Annotated in this window: 11 protein-coding genes and 1 rRNA gene; 7 read left to right on the top strand and 5 right to left on the bottom strand. The window is 39.3% G+C overall.

Annotated features, from left to right (window positions below; genetic code table 11):
* From BM266_RS09605 to miaB, 4 genes are all read right to left on the bottom strand, one after another.
* Positions 1–855, bottom strand: coding sequence for a hypothetical protein (locus BM266_RS09605; protein ID WP_093408878.1), 855 nt, complete (start codon positions 853–855; stop codon positions 1–3).
* Positions 855–1,358: an LptE family protein gene (locus BM266_RS09600; RefSeq protein WP_093408874.1), complete on the bottom strand. Its 504-nt coding sequence runs from the start codon at positions 1,356–1,358 to the stop codon at positions 855–857. The genes BM266_RS09605 and BM266_RS09600 overlap by 1 nt, the downstream gene beginning before the upstream one ends.
* An 18-nt stretch (positions 1,359–1,376) precedes the next feature.
* Complete coding sequence (locus tag BM266_RS09595; RefSeq protein ID WP_093408872.1) at positions 1,377–2,645, bottom strand: sigma-54 interaction domain-containing protein; 1,269 nt, start codon at positions 2,643–2,645, stop codon at positions 1,377–1,379.
* Positions 2,646–2,717: 72 nt separating this feature from the next.
* A complete protein-coding gene (miaB, locus tag BM266_RS09590) occupies positions 2,718–4,163 on the bottom strand; it encodes a tRNA (N6-isopentenyl adenosine(37)-C2)-methylthiotransferase MiaB (protein WP_093408869.1) in 1,446 nt (481 codons plus the stop codon).
* A gap of 144 nt (positions 4,164–4,307) precedes the next feature.
* Here miaB and BM266_RS09585 point away from each other — a divergent pair, with 144 nt between their 5' ends.
* Positions 4,308–5,558 carry an LVIVD repeat-containing protein gene (locus BM266_RS09585; RefSeq protein ID WP_093408867.1) on the top strand — a complete coding sequence of 417 codons (1,251 nt, stop codon included), beginning with the start codon at positions 4,308–4,310 and terminating at the stop codon, positions 5,556–5,558.
* 240 nt (positions 5,559–5,798) lie between these two features.
* Here BM266_RS09585 and BM266_RS09580 read toward each other — a convergent pair whose 3' ends face one another.
* Positions 5,799–6,404 (bottom strand): ribonuclease HII, encoded by a 606-nt coding sequence (locus tag BM266_RS09580; RefSeq protein WP_093408864.1) that lies wholly within the window; start codon positions 6,402–6,404, stop codon positions 5,799–5,801.
* 141 nt (positions 6,405–6,545) lie between these two features.
* Here BM266_RS09580 and BM266_RS09575 point away from each other — a divergent pair, with 141 nt between their 5' ends.
* The 6 genes from BM266_RS09575 to BM266_RS09550 form a co-directional block, all read left to right on the top strand.
* The gene (locus BM266_RS09575; protein WP_093408862.1) at positions 6,546–9,674 is read left to right on the top strand and encodes a SusC/RagA family TonB-linked outer membrane protein; all 3,129 of its coding nucleotides are present in this window, start codon (positions 6,546–6,548) and stop codon (positions 9,672–9,674) included.
* Positions 9,675–9,704: 30 nt separating this feature from the next.
* Positions 9,705–11,345: a RagB/SusD family nutrient uptake outer membrane protein gene (locus BM266_RS09570; RefSeq protein ID WP_093408859.1), complete on the top strand. Its 1,641-nt coding sequence runs from the start codon at positions 9,705–9,707 to the stop codon at positions 11,343–11,345.
* A 352-nt stretch (positions 11,346–11,697) separates the two neighbouring features.
* Positions 11,698–14,733 (top strand): SusC/RagA family TonB-linked outer membrane protein, encoded by a 3,036-nt coding sequence (locus BM266_RS09565; protein WP_245760416.1) that lies wholly within the window; start codon positions 11,698–11,700, stop codon positions 14,731–14,733.
* Between the two features lie 10 nt (positions 14,734–14,743).
* A complete protein-coding gene (locus tag BM266_RS09560; protein WP_093408857.1) occupies positions 14,744–16,111 on the top strand; it encodes a RagB/SusD family nutrient uptake outer membrane protein in 1,368 nt (455 codons plus the stop codon).
* Positions 16,112–16,356: 245 nt separating this feature from the next.
* Positions 16,357–18,270, top strand: coding sequence for a putative porin (locus BM266_RS09555; protein ID WP_093408854.1), 1,914 nt, complete (start codon positions 16,357–16,359; stop codon positions 18,268–18,270).
* Between the two features lie 758 nt (positions 18,271–19,028).
* Positions 19,029–19,321: ribosomal RNA gene (locus BM266_RS09550) — 16S ribosomal RNA — on the top strand; the annotation flags it as partial.

Genomic DNA, 19,321 nt, shown 5'->3' with positions numbered 1-19,321 from the left:
TTATGTGTTATTATTTTCTTGTAATTTCTCTATTGCCCGAATTTGGTCTGCAAAGAAACCACTTTTTTCGGGATTTTTCAAAATTAAAATTTTATAAGCCTGTATGGCTTTAATGTAGTTTTTTTGCTCCAGGTAAACTTTCGCCAAAGTTTCGGTCATCAGGGCTTCGGGGGAGGTTATACTGCGTTCGGCAAGGTTGCTTTTCTTAGGGGTTTTTCCCGGTTTTATCTTTGGACTTTTGGAAATGAATTCGTCTATGAGTTCAAATTTTCTGGTGATTTCTTCTGAAGGCTTTTCCGTTTCCCGTACCGGTTCGGCTGAAGTGAGTTTCAACCATTCTGAAAATGAGTGTGACTCAGATGAATTAAATTCCAAAGGATCTCCAATTCCAAGCTGCTCTTCGGCTGAAGTTTCATTTTCTTCTTCATCTTCCTTCTTAGGGCTCGTTTCCTGGAAAAGACCGGGATCCATCACCCGCTCCGATTCCGTTTTTTTCATCTTAATGGCTTCGTCTATGGCGATGCTTCTTTTGCCAAAAACCTCCTGGGCTTCGTAAACCACTATGTTTTTTAAATCTTCTTCCTGCTCTTTTATCTGTTTGGCTATCTTGTTCTGGTTGAACTCTGCCGAAGTAATAAAATCAAAAAGCACACTTCTGTCTGTAGTGTAAGCTGCAGTTCGTCTAAGTGCCGAATTATAGCTTAAGGCATTATGATCTTTAAGACCTTTAAGCCTTAAAGCCCGGGCGGTTTGAAAATAGGGAGCTTCGGCTAAAATACTCTCCAGCGCTCTTGTCTGGGCTTCGGTGATCGAAGCAGGCTGTTCCAGTATTTTTATAAACTCCTGTTTTTCCATTACCAGTCAGTTAGTGCAGCGTTAAAAATATCCTGTGTTAACCTGGAATATATCTCTTCTATGGCCGAGTCTAAATTTGCACCAACAAGCTGTTGATTGGCAGGATAATCATAATAAAAAGAGAATCTGCGTTCAAAATCTTTTTCGGGTTCCAGGGTGTTGTAGTACCTTACCTGTACTGCAATGGTCAGTCGGTTTTGGGCCGCAGTATTATCGGCGGTGGCGGTCATAGGTGCTATGTAAAAATCTATGATCTCGCCTTCAAAAATAAGGTCGGCGTTATCATTAGCCAGGTTCAGGCTGGTTTGGTTCTGAATAAGGTCCTGGAGTTGCAAGGTAAAGGTTCTGTCTATACCAGGTTCTACAAGGTCGGCCGTATTCTGAAAGTAGTTAACCTGAAAGGTTTCAGCCTCACCGGTATCGGCGCCGGTGAAGGAATACATTCCGCAGGATTGCACGGCGAAAATCAATAAAAAACTAAACAGAAATAGGCTTCTTTTCATAATAATGTTAACTCCCGGTTAGAGGTTATATTGTTTGATCTTGCGGTATAAAGTACGCTCACTTATGCCGAGTTCTTCGGCTGCTGCCTTGCGCTTGCCATTATGGCGTTCCAGTGATTTTTTGATGAGTTCCAGCTCTTTGTCCTGAAGGGAAAGTGTTTCTTCTTCCTCGATCTCCTCAGCGAAATAGTATTTATCATTTTCGGGCTTTTGAGCGGCTTTTGGACTCTGCTGTGGGATTTGTAAAACTTCCATCTTTTCTGCCATTAGTTCTTCTGATTCGGCATCTTCCTCATCTTCATCCCCGTAAATTTTATTGATAAGGCTTTCGTTTTCATCGCGTACCTTTTCTGTATTTCCGTGCTCCATCAATTTAAGGGTGAGGCTTTTCAGGTCGTTTAAATCATTTTTCATATCGAACAACACCTTATAAAGGATTTCGCGTTCATTGCTGAAGTCGCCTTCCTTTTTCTTCCCGGCAATCACCGCAGGCAGGTTACTGCCAATATCCGGAAGATATTCCTTGAGGTTTTCAGCAGTGATAACCCGTTCCTGTTCCAGCACCGAGATCTGTTCGGCGATATTTCTTAACTGCCTTATATTTCCGCCCCATCTGTATTTCTCAAGCAGTTTTACTGCTTCATCGTCCAGTTTGATGGTAGGCATCTTATATTTCAATGCAAAATCTGAGGCGAATTTTCTGAATAAAAGATGGATGTCTCCCTTGCGCTCCCGGAGGGGAGGCAGGTGAATATCTACTGTGCTTAAGCGATAATACAGGTCTTCCCTGAATTTTTCTTTCTTTATGGATTCCTGAATGTCTATGTTGGTGGCGGCCACGATGCGAACATTGGTTTTCTGAACTTTGGAAGAACCAACCTTCATAAACTCTCCATTCTCCAATACTCTTAACAAACGCACCTGGGTGGGAAGGGGCAGTTCCCCAACCTCATCTAAAAAAATGGTACCCCCGTCGGCTACTTCAAAATAACCGTTTCGGGTTTGAGTGGCTCCGGTGAAGGCACCTTTTTCGTGCCCAAAAAGTTCACTGTCAATGGTGCCCTCTGGAATCGCTCCGCAATTAACAGCGATATATTTGCCGTGTTTTCTGTGGGAAAGTGAATGTATGATCTTGGGAATACTTTCTTTCCCAACCCCGCTTTCTCCCGTTACCAACACCGAAATATCGGTTGGGGCAACCTGTATGGCCTTTTCAATGGCCCGGTTCAGTTTAGGGTCGTCCCCAATGAGGCCAAACCTTTGTTTTGTTGCTTGTATCGATTCCATAAACTTATTCAATGTCACTCCCCCGCAAGCGGAAACCTATCTCTATCTCTGTCATTCCCGCGAAGGCGGGAATTAATTATTTTCACTGTAACCAACCGGCTCCCCAATAAGGGTGGCACTGGTACAATCGTTTATTTTTACATTCACGAAATCTCCAATCTCGTAGTTTTCTTTTGGGAAGACCACCACGGTATTTTGAGTGTTTCGTCCACTCCAGTGTTCACTGGATTTTTTGGATTCCTTTTCAATAAGGACTTCTACTATTTTTCCTATAAACTGCTGAGTCCGGTATAAACTGTGCTCCTGCTGAAGGCTTACGATCTCGGTGAGCCTTCGTTTTTTTATTTCTTCAGGTACATCATCTTCAAATTTTCTTGCAGCCATAGTACCTGGTCTTTCAGAGTAAGCGAACATAAACCCGAAATCATATTTTACATACTTCATCAATGAAAGGGTATCCTGATGATCTTCTTCGGTTTCGGTAGGGAATCCGGTGATGATATCGTGGGAGATCCCGCAATCGGGAATTAATTCTTTGATATTATTGATAAGACTGAAATATTCCTCCCGGGTATGCAAGCGATTCATTTTTTGAAGGATCCTGTCGCTCCCGCTTTGAACCGGCAGATGAATATACTTGCAGATGTTTGGATATTTGGCCATTGCTTCAATTACATCCAGGGTCATATCCTGTGGATTGGACGTTGAGAACCTGATGCGCATCTTTGGTTGGGCTTCAGCAACAAGTTTCAGGAGACCGGCAAAATTGGTAGCCGTAGCTTTCTGAATTTCAGAAGCATCCTTGAAGTCTTTCTTCAGTCCGCCGCCGTACCATAAATAACTATCTACGTTCTGCCCTAAAAGGGTGATCTCTTTATAGCCTTTTGCCGCCAGGTCGTTCACCTCTTCTACGATGCTCTGCGGGTCGCGGCTGCGTTCCCTTCCGCGAGTGAAAGGAACCACGCAAAATGTACACATATTGTCGCAACCCCTGGTAATAGAAACAAAAGCAGAAACGCCATTGCTCTGTAAACGTACCGGCGAAACATCGGCGTAGGTCTCTTCTTTTGAAAGAATTACGTTTACCGCATTTCTTCCGGCTTCAACTTCATTTATCAGGTTAGGCAGGTCCTTATAAGCATCTGGCCCAACCACCAGGTCTACTATTTTTTCTTCCTCGAGGAATTTGTCTTTTAACCGCTCGGCCATGCAGCCAAGCACGCCTACTTTCATTCCCGGATTTATGCGTTTTACGGCATTATATTTTTCAAGGCGTTTTCTAACAGTTTGCTCGGCCTTTTCTCTTATTGAACAGGTATTTACCAGTACAAGATCGGCTTCCTCCAGATTCTGGGTAGTGTTAAAACCTTCTTTGGAAAGAATAGAAGCCACGATCTCAGAGTCACTGAAATTCATCGCGCAACCATAACTTTCTATAAAAAGCTTTCGGGTGTTTTGTTTCTTTGGCTCTAGTACAAGACTGTTGCCTTGTTGTTTTTCGTCAATTATCTTCTCCATAATACTTTTCTGGCCTTTTAAGACTTTAAGATTTGCAAAGATAGGACTTAAGCTGTTTCTGACAAAGTGACAGAAATTTTTTTATCACTCTTACGCAACCTTTCCCTGTTTTATGCATCTAATAGGAAACTAACCTCCACTATTATGAGAATTTTCTACTCTCTTATCACTGTACTCCTGATGGCTTTAATGACTTTGTTTACTTCCTGTGAGAAAGAAGAAGATGCCGGGAATGTAGAATTGGTTGCTGTTCCTGTAACTATATCGGTAGCCGATTTCAGATCTTCGGTATATATCCAGGAGCCAAAGGAAATTGAACAGGCCGGAAAGATTTATGTCTATAAGAATTTTGTCTTTATTAATGATGTTAATCGCGGAGTGCATATTATAGATAATTCCAATCCTGAAAATCCTCAGAAAATAAAATACCTGAAGATTCCGCAAAATACTGATGTCGCTATAAAGGGGGATATGCTTTTTGCAAACAGCGGGATGGACCTGGTTGTTTTCGATATAAGTGATGTCAATAATATAAGACAACAGGAAAGGCTTGAAGATGTTTTTGAGAATTATCAACCTTCAACCCCTGTTGGTGCCGCATTTGTTGATACGGAAAACCTCGATTTTCAGAAAGAAGTAATTATTGGCTATGTATTAGAGCGCAGAAAGATCGAAATGGTTCGGGATGATAGAATGATCATGGCGGCTGAATCTTTTAATTCCAGTGCTTCGGGAGATGCCTCTACAGGGACAGGAGGCTCTATGGCTCGTTTCAATATTAAGGATAAGTTTCTATATGTGGTAGGCAACCAGTCTTTGTCGGTTTTTGATATCTCCAGCCTTTCCAGTCCGGAATATATTTCTACCGATTATATTGGCTGGCAGATAGAAACCATCTTTAACCAGGACGATTACCTCTACCTGGGTAGTTCTGCCGGAATGTATATCTATAGCATTGAAGATCCCTTAACGCCGGCATTTGTGTCCAGGCTTCAACATGTGCTGGGCTGTGATCCTGTAGTAGTAGATGGGGATATGGCTTACGTGACTATTCGGGGCGGGAATGAATGCGGACAATCCTGGAGCCAATTGCAGGTAATAGATGTTGCCGATAAACAAAACCCCGAACTACTGGCTACCTATGAAATGGATAGCCCTTACGGTCTGGGCGTAAAAGACGATTTGTTATTCGTTTGCGATGGCGACTCCGGACTTAAAATCTATGATAAAACACAATCCCCCGGTTTAACCTTAACAGACCACTTTCAGGACATTAACACCTATGATGTAATCCCTCTGGAGGAGGTGCTGTTGATGGTTGGGGATGATATTCTGCATCAGTATTCCTATGCAGACAATAATATCAGGCTGCTGAGTTCCTTCAGTCTGGAATGATCCTTTTTGTTTGGTTTTTTAAAGGTGGGGCCGCGGAGTTATCTTCGCGGTCTCTTAATTTAATGAAGCCCCACTTCGCAAAGCCGAAGGCTAAGCGAAGTGGCTGGCTGAATTAACCCCGCGGCAGGGCGGGGTCTCATAATTTTTTTCATTCGTTGTTTTTGATCGAGTTGTTGTGAAGATTCGTAAAGCGCCCCAGGCGCATTTTTCAATCAGAAATTTTTTAAATAAAAAAAGTTTCTATATCTCCAGTTTCAATTGCTCTTCGGGTAAAAGTTTAAAACTTTGTCGGTGATATTTAGTGCTGCCGTATTTTAAGATCGCAGCCCGGTGCTCGGCGGTAGGGTAACCTTTGTTCTGTTTCCAGTTATACATTGGGAATTCCTCGTGGATCTTCTCCATATAAGCGTCGCGATAAGTTTTTGCCAGAATTGATGCGGCGGCGATACTCAAATATTTTCCATCTCCTTTAATAATACAGGAATGGGCTATACTGGCGTAAGGCTTAAATTTATTCCCATCTACCAAAATATAATCGGGGTCGCATTTCAGTTGGTCTATTGCCCTGTGCATACCCAGAATAGAAGCGTTAAGAATATTGATCTCATCAATTTTCTCCATAAACACATGTGACACCCCAAATGAAGTGCAATCTTTTTCTATAATGCTCCTTAATAAATTCCGGGTTTGAAGTTTGGTTTGTTTGGAATCGTTTAAAAGCTCATTCCTGAAACCTTTAGGTAGTATAACTGCCGCAGCAGTTACAGGTCCTGCAAGGCAACCCCGCCCGGCTTCATCGGTGCCGCATTCATTAAGATTAGTATTGTTAAAATAAGGCAGGAGCATTTCGATAGCTTTGGGTCAAATGTAAAAAAAAAATGAAGTATACGCTTGCCCTTAAATTTAAAGTAAGAAAAAAATAAATTTTTGTTAAGATTTGTTTTATTAAGGTTTTATTAAGAATTTAGTTAATTAAAATTAATAAATATGAAAAAAAGACTACATGTAATGCTAACATTACTGTTGGCGTTTGTTGTGCAGATTTCCTTTGCACAGGAAAAAACCGTAACCGGAACGGTTGTGGACGAAGAAGGTTTGCCGCTGCCGGGGGTTAACGTGATTGAGCAGGGCACAAATAATGGAGCTCAAACTGATTTTGATGGAGTCTATTCTATTTCAGTAGAAGCAGGGGATGTTTTGGTTTTTAGTTATATAGGCTATGAGGCCAGGGAGATAACTGTTGGTGCCGCTAATGTTTACGATGTAGAACTTTCTGTAGATGCCGCGGCTCTCGAAGAGGTAGTAGTTGTCGCCTATGGAAGTTCTAGTTTAGAAGCATTTACTGGATCAGCATCTGTAATTGGATCAGAAGAACTATCCGACAGAAATGTTACGTCTCCTATCGCTGCTATCGAAGGAAAAGCTACGGGAGTTCAATTTACTTCAGCTTCAGGTCAACCAGGGTCTTCTCCAGGAATTGTGATTCGTGGGGTAGGTACATTAAGCGGGGGTGCAGCACCTCTTTTTATAGTTGATGGAATGCAATATGAAGGGGATCTGAATACCATTAACCAGGAAGATATTGCATCGTTTACAATTTTGAAAGATGCTGCTTCAACATCTTTATATGGTTCCAGAGCGGCAAATGGTGTGGTTTTAATAACTACAAAAAGCGGCCAGAAAGGAGAGGTTAGAACCAATGTTTCAAGTCAGTTTGGTTTGGTGATGCAGGGTATTCCTAATTATGATGAGGTAAGCCCGGGAGAATATTACGAAACTATGTGGGAGGCATTAAGGAACTCAAGTGCTGGTGGTGGAGACCCTGCATATGCTTCAGCTAACATTTATAACCAATTAGGTTATAATCCGTTCAACGTTCCAAATGATCAGATTGTTGGAACTGATGGACGTTTGAATCCGAATGCAGATGTTATTTATAAAAGCTTAGATTGGTATGATGTTCTGCAACAAACCGGTGTTAGACAAAATTATAATGTTAATGTATCTGGTGGAGGAGAAAATAACAAAGTCTTCTTTTCAACTTCCTATTTAGATGAAGAAGGTTATGTTATTACTTCAGAATTCAATCGCTTAACTACCCGTTTAAATGGAGATTTTGAAATTAATGATTGGATAACAACCGGGGGTAGTGCTAATATAACAATTACAGAATCCAGAGGTCCGGCATCGGCTGGTACCACAAGTATTGTTAACCCTTTTGGTTTTGCTAAAAATATAGGTTCGGTTTATCCTGTATACGTAAATGATTTAGATGGCAATTTGGTTCTTGATGCTGGGGGGAATCCCGTATTTGATTCTGGAGAAGGATTTCCTGACTATAACATTGGGTCAAGACCGGTAAGTCAAGGACGTCATGCGCTACAGGAGTTGCTATTAAATGATGAATTAAATCGGGATAATACTTATGGATTTAGATACTATGCCGACTTTAGAATAATTGATGGTCTTAACTTCAGAGTAAATTACGGTAGAGATATCAATGAAGGTATTAATAAAAGTTATGAGAATAACATTATAGGTGATGCACAACCTACGGGTAGGTATGGTGAAACAAGATTTAGAAGAGAAGTAGAGAATTTCAACCAAATCTTAACCTATTCTAATACATTCAATGATTTTCATAATATAGATATTACAGCTGGTCATGAAAGTTTTGACAGACAATTTTCATCAAATTTTGGAACAGCTATAGATCAAACCGCTGAAGGTATTTTTGAATTTGCAAACTTTGCAACCCCTGTAACTTTAGGTGGGTCTACAACCAACAAAACAATTGAGGGATATTTTTTAAGAGCCAATTATAATTTCGACGATAAATATTACTTAAGCGCCTCTGCAAGAAGAGACGGGTCGTCTGTTTTTGGTAGTGATTCCAGATGGGGTAACTTCTATTCTGTAGGTGCTTCCTGGAGAATGGATAAAGAGGAGTTTATTCAGGAATTATCTTTTATAAATAAACTAAAATTAAGAGGATCATTTGGTCAGGTAGGAAACGATGATTTAGGTGACTTTTTCTTATCACAACCAAGATATAGCTTAACTTCCAATGCTGGTAATCCTGCAATAATTTGGACTGATATAGGTAATGCCGATTTACAATGGGAAACTGTAGATAGCTGGGATGTAGCCCTGGAATTTGGTTTATTTGACAACTTTGTAGATGGAACTATAGAATATTACAAAAGAAATTCTACAGATCTTTTGTATAATTTACCAATAGCACTTAGTAATGGATTGAATTCATATCCGGCAAATATTGCAGATATGTACAATTCTGGTTGGGAGCTTGGTTTAAATTTTGATCTTGTAAATGCCAGTGACTTTAATTGGGATTTAACATTACAGGCTTCAACCTTTAAAAACGAAATCACCAGCATTCCAGATCCTTTTGTAAACGGATCTAAGAGATGGGAAAAAGGAAGATCTAGATATGATTACTTCATACTCCATTCAGCTGGGGTGGATCCCGAAACTGGTGATCAATTATTTTATAAATTTGAATTAGATGATGACGGTAACAGTGTACCTGTTTTAGGTGCAAATGGGGAACAGGAAACTACTAATGACTGGCAGGATACTGAGAGAGCCTATACTGGCGACAGTTCAATCCCTGATTTATTAGGGTCTGTGGCAAATAGCTTTAGTTACAAAGGTTTTAGCTTAGATGTATTAATTACTTACGGTATAGGTGGTAAGTTTTTAGATTACGGATATGCAGCAATGATGCATAGTGGGAACTTTGGAAGCTCTTATCATCCTGACATATTAGACGCATGGCGCGAACCGGGTGATATCACAAACGTTCCAAGATTAGAGAGCGGTAACCCAGATTTAGTACGCTCTCAATCAACCAGATTCCTAACAGATGCTTCTTTTTGGTCACTTAGAAATGTTAATTTAGGTTACACTTTTGATAGTGCAATAACAGGCAATCTTGGAATAGATAACCTTACCCTTTCAGTTATTGGAGAGAACTTATACCTTAAGAGCGAAAGAGAGGGATTAGATCCTCAATATAGTTTATCTGGAACTCCGGCTGGTAACGATTACAACCCCGCAAGACTTGTATCTTTAGGGTTGAATATCGGATTTTAATAAGAAAACAATAAATTAAAACATTTCATTATGTTAAGAAAAATAAACTTAATGCTATTATCTATAGCATTCCTCACCCTAACGTCTTGTGAAGAGGAATTTCTTGAAACAACACCTACAGACGCTATCTCTGAAACTGATGCCTTTGCAACCGCAGAGAACATGGCGTTGATACTAAATGGTATGCATAGATTTTTGTATGCACAAGCTCAAATTATTCCAGGCGGAACTTCCTATAGATCAGGAAATCAGTATTGGACTCCACTTGATGATAATATACCTGGTGGGGTAATACATACTGCCAGAGCCAATAATTTAGGATGGCAAGATGAGACACAATGGATTTCTCATACACAAGAGACATCCACAACATCTGAACAATTATGGTATCAGCGCTATCACATCATAGCCAGTGCTAATGCCATAATCGAAAAAGCCACAGATGGTAGTTTGGTTGAAGATGCCAGATTGAAAGAAATAATTGGGCAAGCATATGCTTACAGAGCATGGGCCTACCACTCATTAGTTTCTCATTATGCAAAAGGCTATTTAATAGGAAATCCATCGACTGATCCAGGAGTGCCTTTGTTATTCAAATCTGAATCTCCTTTCACTAGTGCACCAAGATCCACAGTTGAGGAGGTTTACAATCAAATTCAAGACGATATCAATACGGCCATAACCTATTTTGAGGATGCTACCTCAAGACCAACAGGAAGTGCAGCTGGTAAATCCCAACTAAATATTGATGTTGCTTACGGTATTAAAGCGCGTATAGCATTAAATAAAGGAGACTGGCGAACTGCTGCAGATGCTGCTAAATTGGCAAGAGCAAATTATCCACTTATGAGTGAAAGTGATTATAAGTCAGGATTCAACTCCAATCTTCTTCCTGAAGTTATTTGGGGTAGTAATGTTATAACTACAGAAACTACATTTTTCCGTTCTTATTTTTACTTAATCGCTAATACATTCAATGGAAGTCAAAATAGAAATAACCCAAAAATTATAGATAAAAGATTATACAATCAAATCCCTGATACAGATTATAGAAGAGATTTATTCTTAGCTGATGCTCCAAATACCAACAGCTCAGCTGCAAATGGAGAAGGTGGTTTTGAAAATGATCCTAACTATACAGATCGGGACCTTTTTGAGGCCAAAATACAAGAGTATACTGATAAATATGGTTGGACTTCTCGTCATAATTTGCATCCATATATGCATGTAAAATTTTTACAACAAAATCCAGGATCTATTGATCCCGATGATATCATCTATATGCGTACTTCAGAAATGTATTTGATAGAAGCTGAAGCTGAAGCAATGTTAGATAATGTAACTGCTGCACAGGATGCTTTAAGACCTTTGGGCGAAATGCGTGACAGTGCTTATGATCCAACGATTTATACTTCTAAAGATGCATTAATGGAACATATTAAGTTTCAACGCAAGATAGAGCTATGGGGAGAAGGCTTTTTATACACAGATAAAATACGATGGGATGAAGCAATTGATCATGCTGCAGATGGCGGTTCTGGAGCTTCAGCCATACTCTACCAGGATGGATTTTTTCAAGAAAGACCCTCACTTAATGATAACTGGATCTTTAAAATTCCTCAAGGGGAAATTGATGCGAATCCAAATATTGGACCTGGCGATCAAAATTAATAAACTGTCTCGTACTGAATAATCGATACAGATTCTTATTTAAAACACTAACAGGGGCCTCGGCCCCTGTTTTTCAACCTATTTCTTAAGCAGAATGTTATTCCACCGGAGGCTGGAGATAAATTAACTTAATATTTGTAATGAAAAGGTCGCCTGAAAGGGCGGCTTTTTTTATAATCAAAAAACGCGATTCAATTATAGATAGGCGCTCCGGATAATTGTAAAACTTCACAAAAATTTAAAAAGCTTTTACCGGTATTTTACTATTTAACTACTCTTAAGTATAATTTTACTTGTTTTATTAAGAAATTATTATGATTTTTGGCTCAGGCTAATTCAAATTAACTTAATAATGAAAAACAAATTACATGGAATTCTTACGCTACTCTTAGCGTTTGTAGTGCAAATTACCTTTGCACAGGAAAAAACGGTTACCGGAACGATAACCGATGAAACAGGTTTACCTCTCCCGGGGGTGAACGTAATTGAAGAAGGTACATCGAATGGTGCTCAATCAGATTTTGATGGAAATTATTCTATTTCTGTTGAGCCGGGTGATTTGCTTGTATTTAGTTATGTGGGATTTGAAACACAGAGTATTGTGGTAGGTTCTTCTGATGTTTATAATGTTACTATGGCTGTTAGTGCTGCCGCTTTAGAGGAGGTTGTTATAACAGGTTATGTTGCTCAGCGAAAATCAGACATTACTGGTTCTTTAGTGGAAGTTGATGCAGGGAAACTTAGTGAGTACGCTGCCGCTTCTGTAGACCAGGCGTTACAGGGTAATGTTGCAGGTTTGACTGTTTCTCAATCTTCTGGTACGCCCGGATCTGTTGCGAACATAAGGATTCGAGGGTTAAGTTCTATAACGGCTGGTAATGAGCCATTATATGTTATAGATGGTGTTCCTGTTAATAATGGGAATGTAAGTGCAAGTACTGCTACTTCTAGTATTAGTGCTTTAGCTGCGATAGATCAGTCTACTATTGAATCCATAACAGTTTTAAAAGATGCATCTGCTACGGCTCAATATGGTGCAAGAGGAGCTAATGGTGTTATATTAATTAATACCAAGAGTGGAAAATATGGTAAAACTGTATACAACTTTAGTTCTCAGGTTGGATTCCAAAATGATGCTACTAAAGGTCCTACTCCTTTGACTAGTGCGCAAAGATTGGAGCTGGCTTCTGAAGCATACTATAATGATGGATATTTTGATTCTGAGCAAGCGGCCGAAGACTATATATTGGGGAATATTGGTTTATTTACTCAATGGGATGAAGATGGACGTCCAGAATCTAATTGGAGTGAAGCTGTTGCTAATGACGATGCATTATACCAGCAACATAGTTTATCAGCTTCTGGAGGAGGTGAGGATAATCGTTTTTTCGCATCTATAGGTTATCTTCAACAAGAGGCAACGGTTATTGGGTCGGATTTTGAAAGGATATCGGGATCTTTGAATTTTTCTAAAGATTTTAGTCCAAGTTTGAAGTTTTCTTCAAACAATTCTGGAGCGTATACCCTTCAGAATGCATTTTTGGAGCAAAGTGCTTACTTTGCAAGTCCTAGAACTGCTAAATATTTCATGAATTCCCTTAGGTATCCTTATAATGAAGATGGTTCTCCTGCAGAAATTGGAGGAGCTTTACCGAACCCACTAATTGGTGCCAGGGATGATTTTAATGAAAACCGTTTCACTCGTATAATTTCTGGAAATTCCTTGGATTGGGATATAGGTAGTGGCTTTAAAGCTGGAACTAAATTCAATGTGGATTTGCAACTTTATAATTATAGAACTTATGGTAATAGGAATTATGGTTATGGAGTACCAGTTTCAGGAGAAGCTTCTCAGTATGACAGAACAAATGCGTTTTACGTTCTTCAAAATTATTTAGAATATGATTTTGAAATAAATCAGGATCACGCTTTTAATTTAAAAGCTGTGCAGGAATACCAGGCTAGTCGTAGCTATTTCTTGGGTGGTGATGGTAACAATTTTGCGGATGATGGTTTATTTTACTTAGCAAGTGCAGGTACCCCACTTTCGGTTACTTCGAGTTTCTCTGACTGGTATATGGGTGCATATTTAGGTTTACTTCAATATTCAGCTTTTGATAGTAAGTATGTTCTGAATTTATCCTATAGAAAGGAAGGAAATTCAAGATTTCAGGAAGAGAATAGATGGGGTGATTTCTATTCTATAGGTGCAGCCTGGAATTTGCATAAGGAAAACTTCCTAAGCTCATCAGATGCAATTGATTACCTTAAATTAAGAGGTTCTTATGGTGTTACAGGTAATGCTAATATTGGGTTGAATAATTATCAATCTTTATTTACTTATGGTGTAGATTATAATGGAGAGGGAGCCCAGGTAGTAGATACTTTTGGTAATGAAGAACTGTCTTGGGAGATCAATAAAACATTGGATGTTGGGGTTGAATTTGGTCTTTTTCAAGACGCGTTAACTGGTAACGTCGCTTATTTTAGAAGAAACTCTGAAGATCTGTTGTTGGATGTGCCACTTTCCCAAACCACTGGGTTTAATACGCAAACCCGGAATATAGGGGCCTTAGTTAATGAAGGTTTAGAAGTTCAATTAAATGCTAATATTGTTAACACAAAAGATGTTAGTTTTAGTATTGGTGGAAACTTCACTACTGTTGAAAATGAGGTTACTAAACTGCCTTTAGATCCTAATGGTGTTGAAAGAACCATTACCACAACTATAACCCGAATAGAAACTGGGCATCCTGTTAGAGAATTCTACATGCCTACATGGGCAGGTGTTAACCCAGAAACTGGTATGGAAGAGTTTTACGTCAATGGGGTAGATGGTGAAACAACTACTAACTTTAATGATGCTGAAGCTGTTTTTCAGGGTTCAAATGCAATTCCTACTTTAACAGCCGGAATGAATTTGAATTTTAGTTTCAAAGGATTTTTTGTAAATGCAAATGCTTATTATGCCGGAGGTCATAAGATATATGAAGGATGGCATTTATATTTACACCAAACAAATGGTTACCCAATCTTAGCTTATAACGGTTATCAGTCATTGATGGATAGATGGCAGGAACCTGGTGATATTGCCAGACACGGTAAATTTACATCTGCAGGTGAACCATGGCAGAGGCATTCAAAATACCTATATGATGCAGACTTCTTAAGACTTAGAACTGTAACAGTTGGTTATGACTTACCTAGTTCGGCAATGGAGCAAATTGGAATGACTTCCGTAAGGGTATTCCTAAGAGGAAATAATTTGGCAACATGGGTGAAGGATGATAATTTGCTTTATGATCCAGAACAGGATCTAGGTGGCGAAACCGGATTGGAAACACCTCCAACCAAAGCATTCTTAGTAGGTCTTAATTTAACTTTTTAAAAATAAATTGATGAAAAATTATAAATATAAGGTATTGATAATGGCTTTTGTAGTAGCCATATCATCCTGTACAACTGATGATTTAGAGCCAACGCTGGCGCAAAGTAAAAGTGTTGAGCAGAGTGTAACTAAGGTGGATAACCTTTACAGTATACTTAAAGGTATCCATAGCCTTATGTCTGGTAGCGGCTATTATGGACAAGATGTTATTATTACCAATGAGGTGCGGAGTGATAATACGTTTTCTACTGGTAACTCTGGTAGATTTACAACCGAAAGCCAGTTCCTGTATAATAATAATTCCGATCTCATCTGGAATAATGCTTATGAAGTAATTGCCAATACCAATATTATTATCACTGCTGACCTAGAAAATCTTGAGGGAGACACTGATTATGGTCGTCATATTCAGGGCCAGGCACTGACTATTAGAGCTTTAGCACATTTTGATTTGTTGCGAGAGTATGGACAACAACATACTGGAAGTGGTAATCTTGGCGTTCCTGTAATAACGGAATATAAGGGAGAAGATCTTTTTCCATCTAGAAATACTATCGATGAAGTTAAAGCAGCGGTGTATAACGATCTGGAAACTGCATTTTCTATGATGGATTCTCAGTACGATAATACAAATGTTATCGTCTCAAAATATGTAGCTAAAGCTTTAGAAGCTAGGGTAGCGGTGTATTTTGGAGATTGGCCTCGAGCAGTGACTGCTTCTGAAGAAGTGATTAATTCTGGTCTATTTTCAATTATCCCAGCTGATTCGTATGTTAGCAGTTGGGCTGCTGATGGAGGTCCCAATGTGATGTTTGAATTAGCTGCAACTCAAACGGATAATGCTGGTATTAATGGTTTGGCTTATATGTATCAGATCAATGAAGATGGAAGTGGGTATGGAGATGTTGTTGCTACGCCAGAAGTTTTGGATATTTATGAAGATTCAGATGTTCGTCTTAATATTATGGATACTGAGGGAGAGTTTATCAGAAATGTTGGGAAATATCCTGATAATGTGAATTTCACGAGCAATATTCCTCTGTTTCGATACGAAGAAGTAATATTAAATTATGCAGAAGCTTTATTTGAAACAGGGGGAGATGCATTAATACAATTAAATAAAATCCCTGCTAATAGAGGCGCATCCTTATATTCGGAAGCTACAAAGGAAAATATTCTTTTAGAAAGACGCAGAGAATTAATCTTCGAAGGATTTAGGTTTGACGATATGCTTCGTACTGGTATGAATATGGAGGCTATTGGAACTAATGGTGTGGTAGTTGAGGTTATCGATTATCCTAGCTATGTTTTTGCATGGCCTATTCCTCTTTCTGAAATGAATGCGAATTCAAACATGGTTCAGAATGACGGCTATTAAGTCGGGACAATATTAATTTAGAAGAGGCTGTCTGAGAAGACAGCCTCTTCTAGTTTTAAGGATATTTGAATCTTTTAATATCCGAGTACAAATCGTATGTCACTTATGAAAGCTTTATGTTAAATCTGCTCTTGGGATTTAGTTACCGTAAGTCCGGATATAATTAGAATTGCCATTTCCCAAAACTTTCTACAAAACAGGCTTTGTTTTTTGAAATAATATAACTTTGTTGCAAATCCTCTTGAATGAAGAATCTGCTTCTTTTATTGATATTTATACCTTCTTTGGTTATTGCTCAGGATCGACTTCCCACTCGGGATCAACAGGGAGGTCAGCAGCAAACCCAAACCGATAGCCTGGCAAAGGCTCCCATTGAAGATTACAGGATAATTTCTGTAGAAAGTGATACTACATTTGTGGATACTACCCTTAATATCCATAAAGATTATAAATTCAATTACCGCCGAAAGGATAATTTCGAATTACTAAGCTTTCCAAATACAGGCCAGACTTATAATTCCTTAAGTCTGCGACGTGAAACCGATAAACTAATGCCTGGATTCGTGGCAGGAGCAAGGCACTTTGGTTTTATGGAGGTCGAAGATATTTACTATTATCGTGTACCTACTCCGTTAACCGAATTATATTTTAAGACCGTGCCCGAGCAGGGGCAGCAGCTTGATGCTTTTTTTACAATCAATACTTCCGATAGACTTAATTTCTCTATAGCCCATAAAGGGGTTCGGGCTTTAGGTAAATATCAGCATCAATTAACGAGCACCGGAATGTTTAGAACCACGCTTAATTACCAAACCCTGAATAGAAAATACCAGCTGAAGTCACATTTTGTTTCCCATAAGCTAATGAACCAGGAAAACGGTGGGTTTAACCCGCAGGCGATGGAACAATATATCAATAAAGAAGAAGAGTTTGAAGATCGTTCTCTTTTGGAAATGAATTTTGAGAATGCACAAAGCACCCTCTATGGGAAGCGGTTTTACCTTGACCATCTTTATCATTTGGCCGAGCCGCGTCCGGATAATACCAGCGCATTAACTTTCGGGCATATTTTTAATTTTGATTATAAAAAATTTCAGTTTGAGCAGGCCAATGCGATGAACAATATTTTCGGGGAATCCTTCGATAGTGCTAACCTTAATGATGTGGTTCGCCTGGAGGAACTTACCAACGAAGCCTACGCCCGGTTCACCAATGAAGTTTTGGGCGACCTTAAGGCCAAAGCTTCAATCACTACCTATAATTACGGCTACAATACCGTTTATTATACTACCGAAGGCAGGATCGATAACAGATTGAAAGGCACAAATTATGCCGCCGGCGGTGAATACGAAAATAGCCTGGGTGGCTTTAGTGTAAAGGCCGATGCAATGCTGAGTTTTGGTGGCGACTTCAACTCAAATTATCTGAACACCTCGGCTGCCTATGCCTTCAACGAAGAAAACGAGATCGAATTCGGTTTTAACCAGAATAGCAGGCTTCCCGATTATAATTTTATGCTTTATCAAAGCAATTACCTTAATTATAACTGGCAAACAGATTTCGATAATGTAAATACCCAGCAGCTTTACTTTAAATCGAAATCAAAAAAACTAGTCGATATTGATGCCGAAATTACCCAGGTGCAGAATTTCACTTATTTCGGATTGAATGAGGAAGGGATGGTAAAGCCTTTTCAGCATGATGACCAGTTGCGCTATTTTAAACTGAAAGCCTACCGCGGTTTCGACCTCGGGGTTTTTGGTCTCGATAATACTATAATGTATCAGAATGTCCTGGATGGGACTTCAGTATTAAAAGTACCGGCTTTTGTGACCAGGAACTCTGCCTACTATCAGGATCACTGGTTCCGGCGGGCTTTATTTCTCCAAACCGGGTTCACCTTTAAATACTTCAGTGAATACGAAGCCAACGCCTATGACCCCGTTTTAGCTGAATTTTATGTGCAAAACCAAAAGGAGATCGGGAATTATCCGGTTGTAGATTTCTTTTTTAACGGGAAAATAGACCAAACCCGTATCTTTTTTAAGCTGGAGAATGTGAATTCCCTAATTGACGGGAACAATAATTTCGTAGCGCCGGGCTATCCCTACACCGATTTTCTGATAAGATTTGGCCTGGTCTGGAACTTTTTTATGTAATCTTTTGCTGAATCTTTATCTCTTCGGAAGCGGTTTTATCTAAAAGTTCCACCGATTTGATTTGTTTCCTCCATCATTTTCTGAGAATTTTTATGCTGAAGCTAATTATAGGATAAGAATCTCATAAAAATCATCTGATTTCAGAAATGTCTTGTGTAATGAAAAAACAGATGTATATTTGCAGCCGCTTACAAGGATAACGAGAGTTGTGGATTAGGCGGGAGTTCTTTAACAACGTGGATTGAGAGGAGGTTTTGAGAGCTTTTTCGGGGTGATAAAAAAAATAAAACTTTTTTCTTGCCATAAAGAAAAAGCATAGTATATTTGCATCCGCAAAAACAGCTAGCAAGGCGTTCTTTTGAGACTGAGATTTACTTTAAAATTTTCCAAAGATTTTATTTGGTAGTAAAGGAAAAACAGTTGTATATTTGCAGCCGCTTTCAGCGAGACTGGCGGCGGAGTTCACGAAGAGATATTGACAGGAAATCCCGGGTGGGTAAGTAAAAAGAGAGGTTCGAGTCCTTTAATTTCAACAAGAAGGAAGCCCCCTTCCTGTTCCCCTGAAGGGGGGAATGATTTAAAGAGTGGGGTTTTAAGTTCATTGATTTATTGAATTGACAGCGCGTATATAGTCGCTTGAGTCATTTCCGCGAAGGCGGAAATCTTAAGAGAGACTATTTACAAATAATTTAGAATTAAGACTAGAGTAGTCGTCTTTGAGTGCAAACTTTAGATAGTTGTTATTATATTAAGAAACAACGATGAAGAGTTTGATCCTGGCTCAGGATGAACGCTAGCGGCAGGCCTAACACATGCAAGTCGAGGGGTAACAGGAATTAGCTTGCTAATTTGCTGACGACCGGCGCACGGGTGCGTAACGCGTATACAACCTACCTTTTGGAGGGGAATAGCCCAGGGAAACTTGGATTAATGCCCCATAGTATAGTGATCTCTCCTGAGATTATTATTAAACATTTATGGCCATTAGATGGGTATGCGTCCTATTAGTTAGTTGGTAAGGTAACGGCTTACCAAGGCTACGATAGGTAGG

It is taken from the genome of Salegentibacter flavus (assembly GCF_900115145.1).
Taxonomy (GTDB): Bacteria; Bacteroidota; Bacteroidia; order Flavobacteriales; family Flavobacteriaceae; genus Salegentibacter; species Salegentibacter flavus.
The sequence above is the reverse complement of the archived record's forward strand: the minus strand, read 5'-3'. Positions and strand labels throughout refer to the sequence as shown.

What these genes read in the sequence shown, in the direction of transcription:
- BM266_RS09560 (WP_093408857.1), top strand. Translation starts at nt 14,744, where the DNA reads ATGAAAAATTATAAATATAAGGTATTGATAATGGCTTTTGTAGTAGCC.
- BM266_RS09565 (WP_245760416.1), top strand. Translation starts at nt 11,698, where the DNA reads ATGAAAAACAAATTACATGGAATTCTTACGCTACTCTTAGCGTTTGTA.
- BM266_RS09595 (WP_093408872.1), bottom strand. Translation starts at nt 2,645, where the DNA reads ATGGAATCGATACAAGCAACAAAACAAAGGTTTGGCCTCATTGGGGAC.
- BM266_RS09580 (WP_093408864.1), bottom strand. Translation starts at nt 6,404, where the DNA reads ATGCTCCTGCCTTATTTTAACAATACTAATCTTAATGAATGCGGCACC.
- BM266_RS09555 (WP_093408854.1), top strand. Translation starts at nt 16,357, where the DNA reads ATGAAGAATCTGCTTCTTTTATTGATATTTATACCTTCTTTGGTTATT.
- miaB (WP_093408869.1), bottom strand. Translation starts at nt 4,163, where the DNA reads ATGGAGAAGATAATTGACGAAAAACAACAAGGCAACAGTCTTGTACTA.
- BM266_RS09600 (WP_093408874.1), bottom strand. Translation starts at nt 1,358, where the DNA reads ATGAAAAGAAGCCTATTTCTGTTTAGTTTTTTATTGATTTTCGCCGTG.
- BM266_RS09570 (WP_093408859.1), top strand. Translation starts at nt 9,705, where the DNA reads ATGTTAAGAAAAATAAACTTAATGCTATTATCTATAGCATTCCTCACC.
- BM266_RS09605 (WP_093408878.1), bottom strand. Translation starts at nt 855, where the DNA reads ATGGAAAAACAGGAGTTTATAAAAATACTGGAACAGCCTGCTTCGATC.
- BM266_RS09585 (WP_093408867.1), top strand. Translation starts at nt 4,308, where the DNA reads ATGAGAATTTTCTACTCTCTTATCACTGTACTCCTGATGGCTTTAATG.
- BM266_RS09575 (WP_093408862.1), top strand. Translation starts at nt 6,546, where the DNA reads ATGAAAAAAAGACTACATGTAATGCTAACATTACTGTTGGCGTTTGTT.